Genomic DNA, 21777 nt, shown 5'->3' with positions numbered 1-21777 from the left:
CGATGTCCCTTAGATTGGCGGGCGCCGGTGGGGAGTTGGGGAGAGCTCTGGGGGGAGGTCGATGATGCCGGGGAGGCGTACGGGAAGCGCACCGCCCGCCCGCGGCGTGGCCGCGCTGTGCTGCTGGGCGCTGATGCTGGTCGTGGTGCTGCCGCTGCTGATCCTGCAGTCGCTGGACGCCCGGTTCGGCGCCGCGCTCGTCGTGCAGTGCGTCGTGGTGGTGCACACCGGTGCCGCGCTGGCCCGGGTACTGACGGACGTCGGGGCCCGGTTGATCGCCTTCGGCTTCTGGCTCTTCTCGTACGTGTGGCTCGGCCTGGCGCCGCTAGCCATGCTCGCGACGGACGCCTATCCGCGCGGCTTCCTGGTCGATGCGGACACCGCCTTTGTGTCAACGCTCTTGGTAGAGACGGGACTTGTGGCGTACAGCGCGGGGTCGGCGCTGGCCGGGTGGCGCTCGTCGCGGACCTCCGTGGTGCTCGAACCGCTACTGGCCAGGCGGCTGGCGCCGGGACGGGTGCTGCTGCTCTGCGGCCTGGCGCTCTTATTGGCCGTGATACTGATACCCCGTCAGGGCGGGCTGGCCGCCTTCTTCCTGAGCCGGCAGGCCGCCAACGAGGCGGCGGCGCTGGCCGAACCGGCGGGGTCGGCGGACCGGGCGATGGCGGCGTGGGTCCTGTCGGTGCCGGCGTTCTGGGCGCTGGTAGGGCTGCTGCACGTACCGCGCTTCCGTACGGGCGACCGGGTGCTGCGCGGGTTACGGTGGCTGCTGCTGCCGCTCTTGGCGGCGGTGAACGCGGTGGTCAACAACCCCATCAGCCAGCCCCGCTTCTGGGCCGGCACGGTGCTGCTGGCGCTGGCCTTCGGTGCCTCGTGGATGCGCGGCCCTCGGGCCTTCCGGATCGGTGCGGCCGGGGTGGCGGCGGTGGTGCTGGTGGTCTTCCCGTACAGCGACTACTTCCGCTACGACAAGCGGGAGCCGGTCCGGGTCGTCTCGCTCGCCGAGCAGTTCACCTCCAACGGCGACTACGACGCCTTCCAGCAGATCGAGACCGGTGTGGACTACGTCCGGCACGCCGGCTTCACCCCGTCGGCGGCACTGGGCCCGCCGCTGTTCTTCGTCCCGCGCGCCGCCTGGCCCGGCAAGCCCGACGACGCGGGCATCCTGCTCGCCCGGCACGCCGGGTACACCTTCGACAACCTCTCGGCGCCGCTGTGGATCGAGTCGTACATGTGGGCCGGGTTCCCTTCGGTCATCGCCGTCTTCGGGCTGATCGGTGCGGTCGGGCGGCGCATCGACGAGATCCGGCACCGGCTGCGGAGGCGTCCGGGCACGCTCGCGGCGCTGCTGGTGCCGGCGTTCGGCTTCTACCAGCTGGTGCTGTTGCGCGGCAGCCTGATGGCGATCGTGGGCCCGCTCGCCCTGCTGGTGTGCATTCCGCTGCTGATCACCCGTAAGCACCGGCGCCCGGCGCCGCCGTCGGCGCGGGAGGCCGGGTACGCGCCGGAGCGCGCGGCACCCTCGCCGCTACCCACAGGAGGAGCACGTACGTGAGCGTCTTCGACGAGCCCGTGGAGGAGCCGGACCAGATCCGCGATCAGCTGCGGCAACTGTTCCGGTACCGCGCCTTCATCGTCCTCGGGCTGGTGCTGGGCCTGCTCGGCGGCGCCGCGGTGTCGGTGCTGGGGGGTTCGACCTACACGGCGACCGGCGAGGTGGTGGTGCACGCCATCAGCACCGCGCCGTTCGAGGCCGGCGGGGTCTCGGCGGACAAGCAGATCAGCATGGGCACCGAGCGGCAGATCGCGCAGAGCGCGTCGGTGGCGGCCGGCGCGGCCAAGGCGCTCCGTGAGACCGGGAACCCGGCCGCCCTCCAGCGCGACCTGCGGGTGAGCAACCCGCCGGAGACCCAGACGCTGCTGTTCGAGTACAGCGCGGACTCCCCGGAGCGGGCGTCCAAGCTCGTCAACGCCTTCGTCCATGCGTATCTCGCCTACCGGCAGGACACCGCGAGCCACCGCATCGATGCGACGGTGAGCAAGCTGAACACCGAGCTCAAACCGCTGCTGGAGCAGCGCAAGATGCTGGACCGGCGGATCGCCGGGGAGAGCGCGGGGACGGCGCGGACCTCCGACCAGTCCGAGCGCAGCAACCTGGTGACGGAGATAGGGGACCTGCAGGGGCGGATCTCCAGTCTGAAGTCCCTGGACACCACGGCCGGTGACATCGTGCGCAAGGGGGATCCGCCGGCCTTCCCGTCCAGCCCGGGGCTGATGATGCTGCTGCTCACCGGTGCGGTGGTGGGGCTGGCGCTGGGGATCCTGGCCGCCTGGGTCCGTTCGGTGCTGGAGCCGCGGGTCCGGTCGGTGGCGGACGTACAGGACAATCTGCGGGCGCCGGTGCTCGGCATCCTGCCGCGCCGGCGGGGTGGGGAGCAGCTGCTGGAGGTCGGCCGGTCCGGCCACGGCAACCGGGCGGAGGCGTACCGGACGATCGCCTTCCGGCTGGTGCACGACCGGCGCTTCGCTGGGCGGGGCAGCCTGCTGATCGTCGCCCCGCGCGAGAACGCCGACGCGGTCTCGGTGGCGGTGAACCTCGCGGGGGCGTTCGCCGAGATCGGCAATGACATCCTGCTGGTGGAGGCGAACCTCCGCACGCCCAATCTCGCACAGCGGTTGCCGCTGCGGCCGGGCCGCGGGCGGCCGGTGCCGGGCAGCTGGGCCGAGGGCGAGCGGTTCGCGGTGGACGCGGGCTTCGACGGACGCTTCGACCTCCTGCCGGGACGGGAGGTGCCCAACCCCGCGCGGGCGCTGACCTCCCCGGAGTTCGCCCGGCTGCTGGCGGCGCCCTCGGGGCCGGACGAGCATGTGGTGGTGGTGACCGGGCCGCTGCTGACGCATGCGGACGGGCTGGCCGTGGCCAAGCAGGCGGCGGGCGTCGTGGTGGTCTGCGACCTCAACGAGGTGCGCCGGGACGACCTGGACCGGGTGTGGGAGCTGATCACCGGGGCCGGCGGGCACATCCTGGGGGCGGTGCTGGACAAGGGGAGCCGTGGCCCGTCGCTGCGCCGGCTGACCGACAGCGGTCCCACGCACCGCAAGCGGGGCCGGGGCCGCAGCCGGGCGCGGGCCGCGGTGCCGCCGCCGGCCGCCCACCCGGGTCCGCCGCCGCCCCGCTCCGGTCAGGGGTGGGTGGCCCAGGCGTCCGCCGACACCGACGCGCCGTCGCTGCGCGGATGACGGCGCTCCGTCCTGCGGGCACCGGCGGCCCCGTACCGGCTCCGGCCGGGGCGACGGACGGAGGGCGCGGCGTCGCCGTGACCGCGCGCGGGAGCCTGTTCGCCCTGGCCGGCTCGGCCGCCAATGCGGTCTTCGGGTTCGTCCTGGTCACCGTCGTCACCCACGGTCTGGGCGCGCGCGGGGCCGGCGCGGTCTTCACCGGCGTCGCGGCCTTCACCATCCTGAGCAACGCCCTGAAGCTGGGGGCCGATACCGCCCTGGTGCGGTTCGTCTCCCGGGACCTGGAGCTCACCGGCGGGGGCGGGGTGCCGGGGCTGCTGCGCAGCGCGGTGCTGCCGACCCTGCTGGCGAGCGTGGCGGGGGCAGCGGTGCTGCTGTGCTCCCCCGGGCTCGCCGGATGGCTGCTGCCCGAGCTGACTGCCGGCCAAGCAGTGGCGGTTCTACGGCTGTTCGCGCTTTTCCTGCCGGTGACGACGGTGGCGCTGGTGTTGCTCGGCGCCACCCGGGGGTACGGCTCGGTGGTGCCGTTCGTGGGTGTCGAGCAGATCGGGAAGCCGGTGCTGCGGGTGCTGCTCGCGGTGCCGCTGGTGCTGCTGGCGCCCGGCGTGGTCTCCCTGTCCGCGGCGTGGCTGGTACCGGGGGTGCTGGGCGCGGTGGCGGCGTCGGTGTCGCTGCGCCGATCGCTCCGCGCGCATCCGGGCACCGGCCGACCGCCCGCACGGGTACGGGAGTTCTGGGCCTTCGCCGGGCCGCGGGCGGTCTCCTCGCTCTTCGACATCGCGGCGGTGTGGATCGGCGTGATCCTGCTGTCGGTGCTGGGCACCAGCGCCGAGGCCGGTGTCTACACCGCGATCGGGCGTCTGATCACCGCGGGGACGCTGCTGCAGCTGGCCGTCCGGCTGGCGGTGGCGCCGCAGATCAGCCGGCTGCTGGCGGCCGGCGACGCACAGGGGGCGCACCGGCTGCACCGGCTCTCCACGCGCTGGATCGCGCTCTTCTCCTGGCCGGTCTTCGTCCTGCTGGCGGCCTTCCCCCGCACCGTGCTGTCGGTGTTCGGGGCGGGCTTCGAGGGCGGGCGGTCGGCGCTGGTGGTACTGGCGGTGGCCTGTCTGGTCAACGTGGGGGTCGGCAATGCGCAGACGGTCCTGCTGATGGCCGGGCGCAGCGGCTGGAACCTGACGGTCGCCGGGGCCGCCTTCCTGGTCCAACTGGGCAGCGGAATATGGCTGGTTCCGGAGTACGGGGTGCTGGGTGCGGCACTCTCCTGGGGCCTGGCGATCATCGTGGACAACGGCGCCTCGGCCTGGCTCGTCCGCCGCCGCCTGGGCTTTGGCACCGTGGATCGCGGTTATCTGTGTGCCGCGCTGGTCGGCATCGGGGTGGTGGCCCCGGCGGCGTTCGCCGTCCGGGCGCTCCTCGGTGACGGCATGGCCGGTGGACTCTTGGGAATGGTTTTGTGTATTGCGGCGTTCGGTGCGCTCGTCTGGCGCTATCGTTTGCCGCTGGGGGTAGGGGAGTTCTTCGGGGTGTTGCGCAAGCGCAGTTCGGAAAACTCGCGATGAACGCTGGACGCATTTCCGCACAGAACTCATCTCGTTCGCGCATCCTGTCCCGCCATTCCGTTCGCGCCATGTTTCCAGGGGGGATCTGTGCGCCAAAGAAACAAGCCCGTCCATCTCTTGATCGCCGCCGCAGTACTGGGTACCGCCTCGACGGCTCTCGCCGCCGGGCCCGCGCAGGCCACCGGCGAATCCACGCTGACCGCGGATCCGCTGAGCACCTGGCAGACCGACGGCATCGTGTGGTCCCTGGCGTACGCCAAGGGCATCGTCTATGTGGGAGGTCGCTTCGACCACATCCGGCCGCCCGGCGCGGCCCCCGGCACCGGTGAGGTCGCCCGCGAGAACTTCGCGGCCTTCGATGCGAAAACCGGCCAACCGCTCTCCTGCGCACCGGCGTTCAGCGGTGGCACCGAGACCATCAGGGCCATGAAGCCCTCGCCGGACGGCTCGCTGCTCTACATCGGCGGCTCGTTCGGCAAGGCCGGCCCGGTCGGACGCTCGAACACCGCCGCCCTGAACACCGCGGACTGCACCATCGACGGCGACTTCAAGCCCACCGTCAGCTCGACCGTACGGGCCCTGGACGTCACCGACGACGCGGTCTACCTCGGCGGCCAGTTCGACACGGTGCAGGGCCAGACCCGCGAGCGGGTCGCCGCGCTGCGGCCCGACGGGACGCTGCTGCCCTTCAAGGCCACGATCCGCGGTTCGTCGATCTCCAACGACCCCACGCCGGGCGTCAATGCGCTCACGGTCGTCCCGCAGCTCAACAAGGTCATCATCGGCGGCCGGTTCACCTCGGTGAACGGCAGCGTGCTGACCGTGCACGCGCTGGCCGGGCTGGACGCCACGACCGGCAAGGTCGTCAACAACTTCACCGGCTGGATCCCCCAGCGGTCGGCGGTGAAGGCGCTGGTCAACGACGGCACCAACTTCTACGTGGGCGCCGAGGGCACCGGCGGCGGGGTCTTCGACGGCCGGATCGCCGGCCGGCTGTCGGACGGTTCGCAGATCTGGAAGGACACCTGTCTGGGCGCCACCCAGGCGGTACTTCCGTACAAGGGGGTGCTCTACAGCGGCTCGCACGCCCACAACTGCTCCGACACGCCCGGTGGTTTCACGGACATCGGCAACCGTCAGCACTTCCTGGCGCAGTCGATCTCCGACAAGACCATCCTGCCGTGGTTCCCGGACACCAACGACGGGATCGGCGAGCAGATCGGGCCGCGCGCGCTGACCATGGCGGACGGCATCCTGTGGGCGGGCGGTGAGTTCACCACCGTCAACGACGCCCCGCAGCAGGGGCTGACGCGGTTCGCGGCGGGCCCGGACACCGGCGCGCCGCAGGTGCCGCTGATGAGCGGGTCCAGCACGTCCCGCGGGCGGGTCACGCTGAACTGGAAGGCCTCGTGGGACCGGGACAACGGCTCCCTGACCTATCGGATCTACCGGGACGGCGCGTACCTGACCTCGCTCACCAAGGAGTCGCGCTACTGGAACCGGCCCGACATGAGCTACACGGACACCGTCGAGCCCGGTTCCCAGCACCGCTACTCCCTGGAGGTCACCGACGGCACCAATGTCTCGGGCCGCAACGGCCCGGTCTATGTGACCGCCAGGAACTGACCGCAGGACCGGAGGGCGGACCGTGGGTTCGACCGTGGGGGGTATATGACGCACCGAGTAGGCTACGCGCCCGGGGTCTACGACCTGTTCCACGTGGGGCACTTGAACATCCTCCGGCACGCCAGAAGCCAGTGCGACTATCTGGTGGCCGGGGTGGTCTCGGACGAAATGGCCGAGCAGGCAAAGGGAAAGGCTCCGGTCATTCCCCTCACCGAACGGCTGGAGATCGTACGCAGTGTCCGCTTCGTGGACGCGGCGTTCGTCGAGACGGTGCCCGACAAATTGGAGACCTGGAAACAGGTACGGTTCGACGTCCTCTTCAAGGGCGACGACTGGCGGGGAACGAGCAAGGGCGACAAACTGGAAAGGGATTTCGCCACGGTCGGTGTCGAGGTGATCTATTTCCCGTACACCGTGCACACCTCAAGCACTCTGCTGCGTCAGGCGCTTGACGATCTGGCGAATTCCGCCTGAGTGCGGCGGCCCCGGCAGAAAATGCCGGGGCCGCTGCTCCGCTCGTTCCGCCGCCGCTGTTCCCCGGCGCCCTCAGCGGCCGGGGGCGGACAGTTCGCGGTACCACTTGACCAGGAAGCCCGCCATGAACAGGACATGGGCGGCGAGCAGGACGCAGTACCCGGCCACGAAGAGGTCCTGGCTGCCGAACAGCAGGAACAGCGCGCAGAACACCCCGTAGTCGACCGGCAGCAGCGCCACCGAGCGCAGGGTGGAGGCCGGTGCCGGGGACGCCGGGCGGCCGGCCCCGCTGCGCAACCGCTCGGCGCGCTTGAGCTGTTCGGTGAGGATCCCGCCGAAGAACACCATCACCGCGGCGAACTGGAAGGCGATGGGGACGCACAGCAGCACCGGGTCGGAGAAGCCGAAGTGCCGGTGGAAGCAGACGAGTACGGCCATGTGGAGAGCCAGCATCTTGGCGCAGTCGACCACATGGTCCAGCCACTCCCCCGCGGCGCTGCCGGCGCCCGTCAGCCGGGCGAGCTGTCCGTCGGCGGAGTCCAGTGCGAAGCCGAGGAACAACGCCGCGAATATCCCGAGTGCGGCCGCCGAAGAGGGCCGCAGCGTGGCCGTCATCACCACACCGGCGAAGGTGACGGCCGCACTGATGAGCGTGACTTGATTGGGCGTCAGTTTGACGCTGTAGCCCGCGGCGGCCAGCACCCGGCCGACCGGACGGTTCACGTACCGCGAGTACAGGGAAACCCCCTTGGCGGACTTCTGGGCCGTCGAGAGTTCTCTGATCGCGTCACCGAATTGACTCATGTCCCCCACCTGTGAATGGCCCCCGAAGGAGCAACATCATGGCAGGCAGCATCTCTCCGTCCAACGGTGCCGCCACCACCCGCAGGGCGCTGGTGGTGGGAACGGCCGCGGCCCTGGCGGCGGCGCTCACCGGATGCGACTCCGACTCCTCCTCCCCCGATGCGCCGGGGGACGAAGGCGCCCGGCCGCCGGTGGTGACCGGCAGCAAGCCCAAGGGCCGGGACACCATCGACGTGGTGGCGGACTGCGGCGCCAAGGGCGACGGCCGGACCGACGACAGCCGGGCGTTCGCCCGCGCCTACGCCTATGCGGCCGGGCGGGTGTGGGACCACGTGGGCCGGACCGTGATCGACGTACCGGCCGGCACCTACCTGATCAAGTCGCCGAACGCCCTGCTCAACGCGCCCGGGGGAAAGCTCAAGGCGAACGGGCTGCGGTTCCGCGGGGCCGGCAAGCGGATGACGCAGCTGCTGTTCGCGCCGCCCCGGGCCGAGGACGCCTATCTCTGCCGCAACGAGGACAGCTGGGCGAACCTCTCCTTCGAGCGGATGGCCTTTGTCTGCGGCACGCCCGGTGCCTCGTTCTTCTACTCGTACTCGACCGGCCAGGCCCAGGACTACCGCTTCAGCGAGTGCGAGTGGACCGGCGAGTGGACGTACGGGCTGGCGCTCGACGGCAGCAACACCAACTCGGAGATGCGCTGGGACGCCTGCCGGGTCGGCGGCGCGTACCGCAAGGCGTTCCTCTACTCGGGGCTCTCCCAGAAGTCGACGGACCCTTCGCAGCAGGACCAGTTCCTCAACTACTGGTTCACCGACATGAAGGTCGAGTACTCCTGGGGGAACTTCCTGGAGTTCCCGTACGGGGGGTCCCTGACCTGCCGGGGAGGTTCGTACATCATCACCGGCAAGCGTCCGCAGAGCACCGCCGACTACGGGCGCACCAGCACCTTCTTCCGCTTCCCGCGCGCCGGGCACCACGACTCGGTGCAGCGGTTCCACGCCGAGGACATCCGCTTCGAGGTGCGCGACCCCGACACCGTGGTGATCGACTGCGCCTGGGACAGCGGGACCGTGCACTTCAACGACTGCGATGACACCGCGCACGCCTTCAAACCGTTCGCCAAGAACAGCCGGCCGCACCGCTACCGGGTGGGCGCGCGGGGCCCGTTGGTGCGCTACGACGCGTGCCAGCTGTCCGGGCAGCACGTCTACGAGGACGGCGGGGGCGGTGACGGGTCGGCGCCCCGGGCCCGCTACGACATGTGCCTGTTGCGCAACCACCCCGCGCAGGACTTCATCGCGGGCACCGGCGCCCGGGTGCGGTTCGTCGACTGTGTGGGGCCGTGACGCCGACCGGCGGGGGCGGCGCCCCATGGGAGGGAGCGGGTGTGCCGCCCCCTCCCGCGGTGACGTCCGTTGAACTGCCCGGGGTCAGCCGGTCTGCAGGGCCGCGTCGTCGAGGACGAAGCTGGTCTGCAGACCGGAGTCCTCGGTGGCGGTGAACGTCAGGGTGATGCGCTGGCCGAGGTAGGGGGTCAGGTCGACGGTCCGCTGGACGTAGCCGGCGGCGGCGTCGGTGTTGGACAGCGTGGTCAGCGTGCTGCTGCCCACCTTGATCTTGAAGGTGTCATAGGCGCTGGCCGACCGCTCGTCGGTGTCGATGTGCAGCCAGTAGGTGAGGGTGGCCCTGGTGCAGCCGGCCGGTACGGACACCGTCTGGCTGATGGTGTCGGTGGCGGAGTAGCCGTAGCCGCCGAGCCAGGCGAATCTGCTGCCGCCGTGGGCGGACTGGCCCGCGTGCGCGCCGATCGCTCCGGTGTCGCCGGTCCAGGGCGAGGTGCCGTTCTCGAAGCCGCCGTTGGTGAGCAGTTGTCCGCCGGTGCAGCCGCCGGTGCCCCGGACCGTGAGGGTGTAGGTCGCGGTGTGGGTGGTGGATCCGGTACCGGTGACGGTGAGCGGATAGCTGCCGGGGGGCGTGCCGGAGGCCGTGGTGACCTTCATGGTCGAGCTGCCGCCGGTGGTCACCGAGCCGGGGCTGAACGAGACGGTCGCGCCCTGCGGGGCGCCGGATGCGGTCAACTGCACGGTCTGGGCGGACCCGCTGGTGGTGGCCGTGGTGACCGTGGAGGTGGCCGAGCCGCCGGGGTCGACGCTGCCGGCGGCGGGGCTGGCTGCCAGGGAGAAGTCGTTCGCCGGGGTGGAGCCGGTGACGGCCTGCTGCCACAGGGTGGCGGCGATGCCGTCGACGCTGCGGTCGAGCCCGGTGGCGTTGATGTTGGCCGTGGTGTCGCAGGACTGGTGGTAGCAGGCGTCGTAGGCGCGGTTGGCGGTGCCGCCCCACTTCGCGGCCTGTGCGGAGGTCTTCCTGGCGCTGGCGCCCATGGCGTACCCGGAGGTCGGTATGCCGGCCTGCTCGAAGGAGTAGTCGTCGGAGCGGCCGGCGCCCTCGGTGTTCTCCTCGGGCTGGAGGCCGAGCGCGTCCCAGTAGGCCTTCATCGGCTGGGCGGCGGCGGAGGTGAGGTGGTTGATGAAGTAGCCGCCGTTGGGCGAGGCGATCATGTCGAAGTTGTAGTACGCCTTGATCTTCGAACGTTCGGCGCTGGAGAGGGAGTTGACGTAGAAGTCGGAGCCGTTGAGGCCCTGCTCCTCGTCGGTCCACCAGCCGAACCGCACCCGGGCGGCCATGGTGGGGTGCCGCTCGGCGAGGGTGAGCGCCGTCTCCAGCAGGGCGGCCGATCCGGAGCCGTTGTCGTTGATGCCCGGCCCGGCCCCGACGCTGTCGAGGTGGGAGCCGAACATATAGACCTTGCCGGCGTCGCCCTGCGGCCATTCGGCGATCAGGTTCGGCCCTGCCCCGGTGGCGCAGCCGCTCGTACAGGGCTGCTCGGTGACGGTGTACCCGGCTGCCTGGAGCTTGGCGCGGACGTAGGCGACCGAGTCCCGGTAGCCCTGTCCGCTGGATTTGCGGGTACCTCCGTTGCGGGTGGCTATGGCGTTCAGCTCGGTCAGATGCGCCTGGACCTTGGTCACATCGATGTCGGGGGCGTCGGCGGCCGGCGCGGATATCGCGCGGACGAGCGGGGCGGGGGTCGCGGGCTTCGCGAGGGCGGCGGCCGCTGCGGTGGGGGACGCGGTCAGGCCTGCTGCGCCGAGGGTGGCGACGAGGGAGACGCCGGCCACCATGAGTCTTCGAAACACCATGGCTCCTTGAGGGGGTAGCGGTTCTACCGACGGAGGTTCCGGTGAAGCGCCGGGCCGCGGACGGCGTCGGTGGACGTCATGTCCATGACCCAGGCGGCCGTACCATCACACCCCGGCACCCGTGACGTCAACGGATATCCCCGTATGGAGCGGTGTTTGTCGTGAAGCAGCAGATGGCGCCCGATATCCGGGCACATGGTCGGGCAGCGGACGGGCCCCGGACCGATGCCGGTCCGGGGCCCGCACTCCTCAAGGTGTCAGGTCAGCGACGGTGGTGGCAGACCAGGTGCGCCTGGCGCCAGTCCCGGGTCCAGTAGCCGGGGTGACGGTGGCCGCGCCGGTCCCGCCAGGCCGGATGCCAGACCCGGATCCAGTGGCGGTGCATCACATGGCACCGGTCTCCCCGGTCGATCTGCTGCACCGCGACGTTGTCGTCGTCGTGCGACGGCGCCGCGGCGGCGCCGGCCGCCGTGGCGAAGACGGCGCCCCCGGCGAGGGCGACACCGGCCGCACCCAGGGCCAGGGCACGGGTGAATCGATCGGTCATGGTGGACTGCCTTTCTGCAGTGCCGTGAAACTGCCACCGTCGGCGGCAGAGAACGACAATGCACCTGAAAGTCCCTGATATCCCGTCAACACTTACTGTTTTACGCAATCCAGACCGATCGGATCGATATGCCTGGCTCGCCCCGAGGCCGTTTCCCTGAGAGGGCCTCAGGGTCAGGCCACCCCACGGGAGGACCGCCGATGCGACCGTGGTCTGACGATGCCCGCCGACTCAGTGACTACTTTCGACTGCTGTCACCACGAACCCGGCACGGAAGGCAGGGAACTGACATGAGCAGGTACGGAAGACAGCACCGGACGAGGCACCGCCGTCGGACGCGGGCGCGGGTCGCGCTCACTACAGCCCTGGCCGCGGTGACCGCGGCGGCAGGCTTGGCGGCGCCGGCGCATGCGATGTCCGGGGGGACCCAGCTACCGCAGCGCGGTGCCGCGCCATGGCTGGCGACCCTGGCGAAGAAGGGCGACGCACCACTACTGGCCCGCGCATCGTGCGGCGGTGCGCTGATCGCCCCGGACCGGGTGCTGACGGCGGCGCACTGTCTCGACGGCGTGGACTTACGGCAGGCGGAGGTACACATTGGATCCGCCGTCCTGTCACAGGACCCCGGAACGGTACGGGAGATCCGCAGGGTGACGATGCACCCGCGGTACCAGCTGCTCGCCTCCCCCGCGGCCCCCGACGAGCCCGAACTCTCCTCGGCGGCCTACGACCTGGCGGAGATCCGGCTCAGCGCCCCGGTGCGGGGCGTCCGGCCGCTGCCGCTCGCCGCACACCGGCCGCGGCCCGGCACCCCGGTCGCACTCTTCAGTCACGGCACCACGGCGGCGCCGGACCCCGCACACCCGGAACGGGAGATCCGCGGCGATGTACTGCGCCGGGGCGATCTCACCGTTCGCACCCATGCTCAGTGCGCCGCCCAGACACCTGCCGTGGTGGATGCGTCCTCGGTCTTCTGCGCCCGCGATCTGTCCGACGGCCGCACGACCATGTGCTTCGGCGACAGCGGCAGCCCGCTGGTCGTCCGGGGGCGGCGCGGTCCGGAGCTGGCCGGCGTCTTCAGCTTCGCCGGTGAGACGGCGGGCAAGGTCTGCGGACAGCCGGCCGACGGCGCGTTCGCCGACGTTCCGGCACTGATCGGAGGCGTGCGATGAGGTGAGTGGCACCCCGTCGGGGTGCCCGGATCGGGGGTCGTCGGCCGACGACCCCCGACCGCGTCATACGGGGGGCAGCTCCGCGAGCCGGAAGGGGCCGGCGGCACCGGGTCCGAACATCACCGGCAGGTTGCGGCCGTGGGGTACCACCACGATCGGTTCCTCGCGGTACTCCCGCAGGAAGTTCTCCAGAGGCTCCCAGATCAGGCCCCGGTACCCCGCCTCGGACCGCTGGTGTTCGAACGACAGGGTCAACGCGGACTCCTCCACGGTGACGCTGACGGCGGTCACCTCCAGCCACTCTCCGCCGATCCACGCCTCGAGCCTCACTTGCGACATGACGCCACCCTCCCATGATTTCCCGCTGGGCGGCGACGTGGGGTCGCGGTCCGGCGCGAGGGGAGTCCAATAGCGGGGCATCACCCGCCCCGCCGATACCGCGTCCCAAACCGCACTATGGATGAAGCGATCGGTTCCGTTCATAAAGGGACATGAGTGGTTGTTTTCGGTCAGTGTGCGCATCGGGATGCGCCGCACGGAGCGAGGAGGCGTCACACACAGCCGCAGGCTGCGGACCTGCCGTACTCCCTGGCACGGCAGACGCCGACCTTCCGGTATGCGCCCCGATCTGACGAAGAATTTTCTGCATGTGTACGCAAAAGGTGAAGAAAACCGACCGAAACTGTGCTCTGGGTTTTGACTATTGATCGGGCACTCCCTGAATCTCGGTGCCATGCCCGTCAGACCCCGCGCCGCGGCCAGCGGCCCGTTGCGCCTGCGCAACTTCCGCCTGCTACTCGCCGGAGCCGCAGCCGGACAGCTCGGCGCCCAAGTCACCCTGGTCGCCCTGCCGCTCGTAGCGGTGCTCCAGCTCAACGCCCCCGCCTTCGAGGTGGGGCTGCTCACGGCCGCCGAGACCGCCGCGTTCCTGCTCGTCGGACTGCCCGCAGGAGCCTGGGTGGACCGCATGCGGAAGCTGCCGCTGCTGATCCGCGCGGACGTGCTCCGGGCGGTGGCCATGGCCAGCATCCCGCTGGCCGCCGTCGCCGGTGTGCTGACGATGGTGCAGCTGTACGTCGTCGCGCTGCTCACCGGCGTGGCGACGGTGTTCTTCGACGTGGCGCACCAGAGCCTGCTGCCACGCCTGCTGCCCAAGGAGCAGCTGGTGCGCGGCAACGGAGCGCTGGAGACGATCCGTTCCTCGGCCCAGGTCGCCGGCCCCGGTATCGGCGGTGGCCTGGTGCAGCTGCTCGGGGCGCCGCTGGCCATCGTCGCGGACGCGGCCGGATACGCCGTTTCCGCCCTGTTCCTGTGGCGCATCAAGCAGCCGGAAAGCCGCCCGCCGCGGGTGCCCGGGTCCTCGCTGCGCAAGGACGTCGGCGAGGGGCTGCGCTTCGTCTTCGGCCACCCGCTGCTCCGGGTCATCGCGCTGGGCACCGGGCTGGCGAACCTCTTCAGCGCCGTGCTGATGGCCACCCAGGCCGTCTTCCTGGCCCGGGTGCTGGGACTGGCACCGGGCGCGATCGGTCTGGTGCTGTCGGCCGCCGCGATCGGCGGCCTGACGGGCGCGGTGTGCGCCGGTCCGCTCGCCGCCCGGATCGGCGGGGCCCGGCTCATCTGGCTGTCCCCGCTGGCCACCGGGCCGTTCGCCCTGCTGTGGCCGCTGTCCGGGCGCGGCGGCCCGGGCTGGGCGCTGTTCGCGGTCGGCTCCGCCGTGGTCTCCTTCGGCGCGGTGGTCTACAACGTGGCCCAGGTGAGCTTCCGTCAGGCGCTGTGTCCGCCCCGCCTGCTCGGCCGGATGAACGCCACCCTGCGGTTCGTGATGTGGGGCACCCTGCCCCTGGGCGCGCTGGCCGGCGGCGCACTGGCCGATGCGTTCGGCGCCCGCGTGGCGCTGGTGTGGTGCGCGGCCGGCTTCCTCCTCGTACCCCTGCCGCTGCTGCTCTCCCCGCTGCGCCGGATGCGGGAACTCCCGGATTCCGCGGGCGTCATGGACACCGGAGCGGAGACCGGCTCCGAAGACGCCGGGCAGGAGACCGACGCCGGAGACGCCGGATCGGAGACCGATTCCAGGCAGGACGCCCGGCTGCTGGACACCGCCACGGAAGCGGGAAACGTGCCGGCCGGTGTGGCCGGGAGCCCGGACGGCGTCGATGACAGCCACGAGGGCGTCGCCCGCGTCTGAGGCACCCGAGCCGGCCCGCTTTCTCCCCCTCGTTCCACCTCGTTCCTCCCTGCTCACCCAACCGCCTGCCCCACCGTGCTGCACCCAGCACCCACGGGCGGCTTCACCAGAGAGGTTTCCGTGCCCAGCATCACCAGCCAGTACCTGGCCCGCTTCCGCCGGCTCGACGACGACGGCGGGGCGGACCTGCTGCCGGTCACCGGCGCCCAGCGGCGCTTCGTACTGGTGCGGTCCATGGATCCGGCCGGGCGGCCCGACCTCGTGCCGATGTTCTTCTCGTTCCCGCGCGGGACGGTGGACCTGCCCCGGCTCACCGCGGCTGCCCACCGCCTCGCCGCCCTGCACCCCGTGCTGCGCGCCCGCCCGGTGGTGCTGCGGGGCACCCCGGTGCTCAGGATGGAACGGCCCGAGGTCCCGGTGGTACGGCTCACCCGCGCCCCCGGGGAGGATGCCGCCGCCACGCTGCGGCGGGCCCTGGAGGCGTGGGATCCGCAGGGTGCGCCGCTGCGGCTGTTCCTCACCGAGGACGGCCCGGCCGAGGGGGTACCCGACCGGACGGCCGGTGCGCGGGAGGTGCTCGCCGTCGTACTGGAACACACCGCCTGCGACGGCCAGTCGCTGGCCCGGATCGTCGAGGAGCTGGGCGAGGCCTACGCCGCGGGCCGCACCGCCGACACCTCGTCGGAGGCCGATGTGACCGCCGAACGAGACGCCTACCGGGAGGCCGTACTGCTGCAGTTGGCGGCGGAGGAGCGGGCGGGCTCGCCGGACGCGATGGCGTATTGGGGCGACCGGCTCCGCGCGGTGCGCGAACAGGCCCCCGCGCCGCGGCCGGCCGGCCCGGCGTCCGACGGGCTGCCGAGCGGCTCGGCCGAGCTGCGGATCCCCGCGCCGGACAGCGGGGCGTCCTTCCCCCAACTGCTCGACGCCTGCCGCGCGGCGGCGACGGTGCTGTACGGGAGGAACCATGTGGTGCCGCTGGGCTATCCGTGGGGCGGCCGGCCGGCCGGCGCCGCTCCGGTGCTGGGCTGCTTCCTCAACACGCTGGTCTTCCCCACCGCGACGGGGACGGTCACCGCGGCGCCGGAGGAGACCGCCGGGGCGTGGTGGGACGACCTGGACCACGCCGCCGCACCGTTCGACGCGGTGGTGCACGCGGCGCGCACGGCCGGCTCCGGCTGGACCGGCCGGCTCGACGGGATGCTGACCGTGGACGACGCCCAGCGGCGCCCCGCGCTCCGGCTGGCCGGTGTGCCGGGCGAGGAGGTCCAGATCGACGGCCGCCCGGTGCGCGGGCCGTTCGCGGTGTCCGTCACCCAGGGCGCCGAGCTGCACCTGCGGATGGTGTGGGACCGCGCGGTGCACCCCGACACCACCGCCGAGCAGGCCTTCACCGCGCTCGCCGACGCCCTGCGCTCCCCCTCGCCGATGTCCGCCTGACCCCGGAACGGGACGGCGCCGGGCCGGCACTCGGCCCGCCCTCCCCCGTTCCTCACCGCTCGCTGTCCTGCTGCCTCCCGCTCCCCCTCGCTCGCTGCCCTTCCTTCCTCGCTCCCCTTCTCGCGCTCTCTCCTTCTCGCACGCTCCACTTGCGCGCTCTCCACTTGTGCTCTCTCCTCTTGCGCTGCTGCGTCTTCTCCGCAGCAACCACACCTCTACCACCGGGCCGGCCGCGCGATCCGCGGCCCGGCCTCCCCTGCGGCCGGCCCGATCCGGCCCGGCCGCCGCACCCCGATCCGACCACTTCATCAGGGACCGCCCATGCTTCCGCTCTCCTCCTCGCAGGAGATCGTCTGGCTGCACGAACAGGTGCAACCCGGCAGCCGCGCCTACAACTTCACCGCCGCCCTCGACCTGTGGGGCACCCTCGACCCCGAGGCCCTGCGCCGCGGGCTGTCCGCCGTCCTCAGCCGGCACCCCGGCCTGCGGCTGGAACTCGTCGCCGTCCCCGGTGCGGTGCCCGGCCAGCGCGTCGCGGAGGAGTGCGGGCCGCGGCTGCACACCGTGGACCTCAGCGGCGCGGCGGACCCCGACGGCGCCTTCGAGGAGCTGCTGCGCACCGAGGCGGAGACCCCGCTCGACACCTATGAGGCGCCGCTGCTGCGCTGGACCCTGGTCAAGATGGCCGAGGACCGGCACCGGCTCATCCACGTCGAACACCATCTGATCCACGACGGCCACTCCTTCGCGATCCTGCTGCGCGACGTCTTCACCGTCTACCGGGGGCACGTCCTGGGCGAGCCCGTCGAGCTGCCGGCCGCTTCCTCGTACGCCGACCACATCCGGGCCCTGGCCGACGGCGGCCCCGAGGCGGACGAGGCCCGGCGGGAGGGTCTGGCGTTCTGGACCGAGGCGCTGCGGAACAGGGCGTACGACATGCCGCTGCCCGGGCTGACCCGGCCCGGGACGCGGCGCCGGCACCACGGCGGCCAGCTGCGCCAGTCGATCGGCGCCGACCTCGCCGGCCGGCTGCGGGAGCACGCCGCAGAGCGCGGCCTGACCCCGTTCGCCACCCTCCTGGGGCTCTTCGCCGAGCTGCTGCGCCGGCACAGCGGCCGGTCGGAGATGGTGGTCGGCACCGCGGTCGGCAACCGTCCGCGCGGCTTCGAGGACGCGGTGGGCATGTTCGTGAACACCCTGCCGCTCCCGCTGCGTCTGGACCCGGCCGCGCCGGCCGAGGAGTCCATGGACGAGGTCACCGACACCCTGATCCAGGCGCTGCCGCACCAGGACGTGCCGGTGCAGGAGCTGACCCGTGCGCTGGGGCTGCACACCTCCGGTGCAGACAACCCGCTGTTCAGCGTGATGTTCAGCGCCCACGACGCGGAGCTGCCCGAGATCGAGGTGCCGGGGCTGGACATCAGCCTGTTCGAGGGGTTCAACACCGGCACCACCCGGTTCGACCTGGACGTGGTGCTGCTGCCGGACGACCGCCGCGGGGTGGGCCCCCGGCTCGGCGCGGCGGGCATGACGCTGGTGTGGGACTACGACGCCGACATGTTCGGCGAGGACGTGGCGAAGCTGCTGGCCGGGCGGTTCCTGGAGCTGGTGCGGGCCTACCTGGACGCCCCGGGCACGCCGCTCGCCGACCTGGCGCTGCCACCGGCCCCGCCCGCCGTGGCCGCCGCGCCCGCGACCGGCGACCGTGACCCGCTGGACCCGGCGGCGGGCCACGACCCGTCGCTCCCGGCGCTGCTCATCGGCGCCCGCCGGATCAGCTACGGGGACCTCGACGCGCAGGTGACCTCGCTCGCCGAGCGGATGGAGGCGGCGGGGGTGACGGCCGGTCAGCCGGTGGCCGCCGTGCTGCCCCGCGGCGCCGACTCGGTGGTGACGCTGCTGGCCTGTCTGCGGACCGGGGCGGTGTACTGCCCGCTGTCGCCGTCGGATCCCCCGGCCCGGTTGGCGCTGCTGCTGGAGCGGCTCTCGCCGGCCCTGGTGCTGGCCGGTGAGGGTGCGGCCGGCAGCGTCCCCGCCGGTCTGCCGACCGCGTCGGTCGATGCCCCGGTGCTGCCCGCGGTCCGGAAGGCCGAGGTGGTGCCCGGCGCCGCGTACCTCATCCACACCTCGGGGTCGACGGGCATACCCAAGCCGGTCGCCGTCGGGCGGGCCGCGCTGGTGAACCATCTGACCGGTGCCGCCGAGCGGTTCGGCCTGGCGCCGGGCGACCGGGTGCTGCTGTTCGCCCAGCCGTCGTTCGACGTGGCGCTGGAGGAGGTCCTCCCCTCGCTGTACGCCGGGGCGTGCCTGGTCGTTCCGGAGCACGAGGTGCCCACCGGGGCGGAGCTGACCGATCTGCTGGCCGCCGCCCGGGTCACCGTGGCCAACCTGCCCACCAGTTACTTCCTCGCCACCCGTGACGAGACGGGGCCGGCGCTGCGGGACGGGCGGTGGGCTCCGCGGCTGCTGGTGCTCGGCGGGGAGCGCCTCCCGGCCGAGGTGATGCGCGCCTTCCTCGACGGCACCGACGTCACCGTGCTCAATGTCTACGGCGTGACGGAGGCCGCCGTCAGCTCCACCGTCCACGAGATCACCCGCGACGGCCTGACCGGGGGCGGGGAGATCCCGCTCGGCAGCGAGCTGCCCGGCGAGCGGGTGCACGTACTGGACGCCTGGCACCGGCCGCTGCCGGACGGCGCGGTCGGCGAGCTGGCCATCTCCGGGGAGGGGCTCGCCGAGGGCTACGTCGGCAACCCCGAGGCCACCGCCGCCCGGTTCCGCACGGTCGATGCGCTCGGCGGTGAGCGGGTCTACCTCACCGGTGACATCGGCTACCGGGGCCGTGATGGGCTGCTGTACTTCCTGGGGCGCCGCGACAACCAGGTCAAACTGCGAGGGTTCCGGATCGAGTTGGAGGAGGTGGAGGCCGCCGCCTCCGCGGTGCTCGGGGGCCGCTCCTGCGCCGTCGTGCTGGACCGCGAGGCCGCCGGCGGCCCCCGGCTGGTGGGCTTCCTGGAGGAGTCCAGCACGGACCCGGAGTGGGACGAACAGGCGCTGCACGCCGAGCTCAGCCACCGGCTGCCGGGCGCCTTGGTGCCGGGGCGCTGGGCGCGGCTGGAGGTGCTGCCGCGGTTGGCCGGTGGCAAGCCGGACCGGGTCGCGCTGACCGCCTGGGCCGCCGCCCTGGAGCCGGCCGCGCCGGTGGCCTTGGCCGAACCGGCCGACGCCGAGGCGGCATCGGACCCGTCCGCCCCGTCCACCCCGTTCGCCCCACTGCCGGACGACCCGCTGACCGCGCTGCTCGCCGACGGCTGGCACGAGGTGCTGGGTCACCGCCGCTTCGACGCTGCCGCGCACTTCTTCCGCATCGGCGGTCATTCGCTGCTCGCCGCCCAGTTGGCCGCCTGGCTGGAGCCCCACCTGGGCGTACGGCCGCCGCTGCGGCTGCTGTTCCAGAACCCGGTGCTCGCCGACCAGGCCGGCGCCCTCGCCACGCTCGCCGCCGAGCCCGCCCTGACCGCTACGACCACCACGACCACTGTGACGGAGTCCTGATGCCCCGGACCGAGACCGCCCCGGCCGAGACCGCGGCGACCGGCACCCCCGCCCCGTACGCCCCCCTGCCCAGCATCGCCCACGGCGCCGCTCCCGGCGCGCCGACCGGGGTGCTGGCCCGCTTCACCGAGTGGGCCGCCCGCTCCCCCCAGGCTCCCGCGGTGGTCGACGGCCCGCACACCTGGACGTACGGTCAGCTCGACGCCGCCGCCGACGCGGTGGCCGGCGCGCTGGGCGACCGGGTCCGCCCCGGCGACCTGGTCGGCGTCTGCCTGGACCGCTCCGCCGCCCTGGTGGTGACCGCGGTCGCGCTGGCCCGGCTCGGCGCGGTCTATCTGCCGCTCGGCCCGCAGCCCGGCGAGCGCCGGGTCGCCGCGGTCGCCGAGGACCTCGACGTGGTCTGTCTGATCGGTGACCCGGAGGTGCTGCCGCCCCGCTACCGGACGTCCGGCACGGTGCCGCTGCCGCTGCCCACGGACGGCGCTAACGCCCCCGCGGCGCCGGTCGCGGCGTTCGCCGGACCGCCCGCGCAGGGCGCCCGCCCGGCGCCCGCCGGCACCTTCTACGCCGTGCTGACGTCCGGTTCCACCGGCCGCCCCAAGGCGGTCGCGGTGGGCGAGCAGGCGCTCGGCACGCTGCTGGACTGGTACCGCGCCGAGACCGGCCTGGCTCCGGGCGACCGCCAGTCCCTGCTCATCGGGGTCTCCTTCGACCCCCATGTGCTGGAGCTGTGGGCCGGGTTGACGTCCGGCGCGGCGCTGGCTCCGGCCCCGGACGAGGTCCGCTGGGACACCACGGTGCTCACCGACTGGTGGCGCCAGGCCGCCGTGTCGGTCGCGGTCGCGGCGACCCCGATGGCCGAGCCGCTGCTGGACCTGCCCTGGCCGGCCGACCTGACGTTGCGTCACTTGATCGTCGGCGGCGACCGGATGCGCCGCCGTCCCGGCCCCGATGTGACCGCCACCGTCCACAATGTGTACGGGCCGGCCGAGGCCACCGTCCTGGTCACCGCCCATGCGATGCACGGCGCGGACCGCGCGGCGGACGCGGAAGGCGCGCCACCCATCGGCTGGCCGGTGCCCGGCGTGACCGTGGTGGTCACCGGTCCCGACGGCCGCCCCGTGGACCGTGGCACGGCCGGCGAGCTGTGCCTCGGCGGGCGCTGTCTGGCGCTGGGCTATGTGGACCCGGAGCTGACCGCGCGCCGGTTCACCGCTCCGCCGGCCGGCGTCGACCTGCCGGGGGTGGACCGGCTGTACCGCACCGGTGACCGGGTGCTGATGCGGGCCGACGGGCAGCTGGAGTTCCTCGGGCGCCTGGACGACCAGGTGAAGATCAGCGGGGTGCGGATCGAACCGGCCGAGGTGGAGGCCGCGTTCGAGCAGGACCCGGCGGTGCGCAGCGCGGTCGTGGTGGCGCCCCGTACCGGCGACGGGCGGGCCCGCCTGGTGGTGTACGTCCGACCGGCCGCCGGTGCCACGCCCGCCGCGGAGGCGCTGCTGACGGCGGTGCGGGCCTGGCTGCCCGAGCAGGCGGTGCCCTCGGACGTGCGGATCACCGGCTCCTTCCCGCTGGACGCCAACGGCAAGGTGGACCGGGCGGCGCTGCTTCGCCGGGCCGCCACCGACGAGGGCGGCGCGGTCGACGCCGACACCGACGCCCCGACCGGCTCCGCATCCGGCTCCCCGTCCGACGGCGCCACCCCCGCGGAGCGGCTGGTACTCGATGCGGTGCGCGACCTACTGGGCCGTCCGCAGACCACGCTGGCGGACAACTTCACCGCGGTGGGCGGCACTTCGCTGATCGCCGCCCGGCTGCTGACCGCCATCCAGCGGGAGACCGGTGTGCGGCTGCGCGCACCGGAGCTGCTCCGCCAGTCCGACCTGCGTGCCGTGGCGGCCCTGATCGACACCCGTCGCGCGGCCCTGACGCCGGGAGGCGCCTGAGATGACCGCCCGCACCCCGTACC

General features: G+C 72.7%; 15 protein-coding genes. 11 read left to right on the top strand and 4 right to left on the bottom strand.

Annotated features, from left to right (window positions below; translation table 11 throughout):
• The first annotated feature begins 61 nt into the window (after nucleotides 1-61).
• The 5 genes from AB0G84_RS07205 (at nucleotide 62) to AB0G84_RS07185 (ending at nucleotide 6902) form a co-directional block, all read left to right on the top strand.
• Nucleotides 62-1555 carry a hypothetical protein gene (locus AB0G84_RS07205; protein WP_361316618.1) on the top strand — a complete coding sequence of 498 codons (1494 nt, stop codon included), beginning with the start codon at nucleotides 62-64 and terminating at the stop codon, nucleotides 1553-1555.
• Entirely contained in the window at nucleotides 1552-3240 is a 1689-nt protein-coding gene (locus AB0G84_RS07200; RefSeq protein ID WP_361316616.1) for a lipopolysaccharide biosynthesis protein, read from the top strand. The genes AB0G84_RS07205 and AB0G84_RS07200 overlap by 4 nt, the downstream gene beginning before the upstream one ends.
• 77 nt (nucleotides 3241-3317) lie before the next feature.
• Nucleotides 3318-4802: an oligosaccharide flippase family protein gene (locus tag AB0G84_RS07195; RefSeq protein ID WP_361316613.1), complete on the top strand. Its 1485-nt coding sequence runs from the start codon at nucleotides 3318-3320 to the stop codon at nucleotides 4800-4802.
• A 117-nt stretch (nucleotides 4803-4919) separates the two neighbouring features.
• A complete protein-coding gene (locus AB0G84_RS07190) occupies nucleotides 4920-6428 on the top strand; it encodes a fibronectin type III domain-containing protein (RefSeq protein ID WP_361316610.1) in 1509 nt (502 codons plus the stop codon).
• 45 nt (nucleotides 6429-6473) lie between these two features.
• On the top strand, nucleotides 6474-6902 hold the full coding sequence (locus AB0G84_RS07185) for an adenylyltransferase/cytidyltransferase family protein (RefSeq protein ID WP_361316608.1): 429 nt from the start codon (nucleotides 6474-6476) through the stop codon (nucleotides 6900-6902).
• A gap of 72 nt (nucleotides 6903-6974) precedes the next feature.
• Here AB0G84_RS07185 and AB0G84_RS07180 read toward each other — a convergent pair whose 3' ends face one another.
• A complete protein-coding gene (locus AB0G84_RS07180) occupies nucleotides 6975-7706 on the bottom strand; it encodes a CDP-alcohol phosphatidyltransferase family protein (RefSeq protein WP_361316606.1) in 732 nt (243 codons plus the stop codon).
• Between the two features lie 38 nt (nucleotides 7707-7744).
• On the opposite strand from AB0G84_RS07180, the gene AB0G84_RS07175 reads away from it, so the two are divergent.
• Nucleotides 7745-9055, top strand: a complete 1311-nt coding sequence (locus AB0G84_RS07175; protein ID WP_361316604.1) for a glycosyl hydrolase family 28-related protein — start codon at nucleotides 7745-7747, stop codon at nucleotides 9053-9055.
• 84 nt (nucleotides 9056-9139) lie between these two features.
• Here the strand turns inward: AB0G84_RS07175 and AB0G84_RS07170 are convergent, their stop codons facing one another.
• Nucleotides 9140-10909, bottom strand: coding sequence for a M28 family peptidase (locus AB0G84_RS07170; protein WP_361316601.1), 1770 nt, complete (start codon nucleotides 10907-10909; stop codon nucleotides 9140-9142).
• A 262-nt stretch (nucleotides 10910-11171) separates the two neighbouring features.
• A complete protein-coding gene (locus tag AB0G84_RS07165; RefSeq protein WP_361316599.1) occupies nucleotides 11172-11456 on the bottom strand; it encodes a hypothetical protein in 285 nt (94 codons plus the stop codon).
• 290 nt (nucleotides 11457-11746) lie between these two features.
• Here AB0G84_RS07165 and AB0G84_RS07160 point away from each other — a divergent pair, with 290 nt between their 5' ends.
• On the top strand, nucleotides 11747-12628 hold the full coding sequence (locus tag AB0G84_RS07160) for a serine protease (protein ID WP_361316596.1): 882 nt from the start codon (nucleotides 11747-11749) through the stop codon (nucleotides 12626-12628).
• Nucleotides 12629-12691: 63 nt separating this feature from the next.
• On the opposite strand, the gene AB0G84_RS07155 is transcribed toward AB0G84_RS07160, so the two are convergent.
• Nucleotides 12692-12967 (bottom strand): hypothetical protein, encoded by a 276-nt coding sequence (locus tag AB0G84_RS07155; protein ID WP_361316593.1) that lies wholly within the window; start codon nucleotides 12965-12967, stop codon nucleotides 12692-12694.
• Nucleotides 12968-13361: 394 nt separating this feature from the next.
• On the opposite strand from AB0G84_RS07155, the gene AB0G84_RS07150 reads away from it, so the two are divergent.
• The 4 genes from AB0G84_RS07150 to AB0G84_RS07135 all read left to right on the top strand — a co-directional run bounded on the left by AB0G84_RS07150 (nucleotide 13362) and on the right by AB0G84_RS07135 (nucleotide 21754).
• Nucleotides 13362-14813: an MFS transporter gene (locus AB0G84_RS07150; protein WP_361316590.1), complete on the top strand. Its 1452-nt coding sequence runs from the start codon at nucleotides 13362-13364 to the stop codon at nucleotides 14811-14813.
• A 120-nt stretch (nucleotides 14814-14933) separates the two neighbouring features.
• On the top strand, nucleotides 14934-16253 hold the full coding sequence (locus AB0G84_RS07145) for a non-ribosomal peptide synthetase (RefSeq protein ID WP_361316587.1): 1320 nt from the start codon (nucleotides 14934-14936) through the stop codon (nucleotides 16251-16253).
• Between the two features lie 321 nt (nucleotides 16254-16574).
• Nucleotides 16575-19808, top strand: coding sequence for an amino acid adenylation domain-containing protein (locus AB0G84_RS07140; RefSeq protein WP_361316585.1), 3234 nt, complete (start codon nucleotides 16575-16577; stop codon nucleotides 19806-19808).
• Complete coding sequence (locus tag AB0G84_RS07135) at nucleotides 19808-21754, top strand: non-ribosomal peptide synthetase (RefSeq protein ID WP_361316582.1); 1947 nt, start codon at nucleotides 19808-19810, stop codon at nucleotides 21752-21754. The genes AB0G84_RS07140 and AB0G84_RS07135 overlap by 1 nt, the downstream gene beginning before the upstream one ends.
• Nucleotides 21755-21777: the final 23 nt, after the last annotated feature.

Source organism: Streptomyces sp. NPDC020742 (assembly GCF_040641675.1).
In the GTDB taxonomy this organism is placed as follows: domain Bacteria; phylum Actinomycetota; class Actinomycetes; order Streptomycetales; family Streptomycetaceae; genus Streptomyces.
Note: the sequence above shows the minus strand (reverse complement) of the source record. Positions and strands in the feature narration are given on the sequence as shown.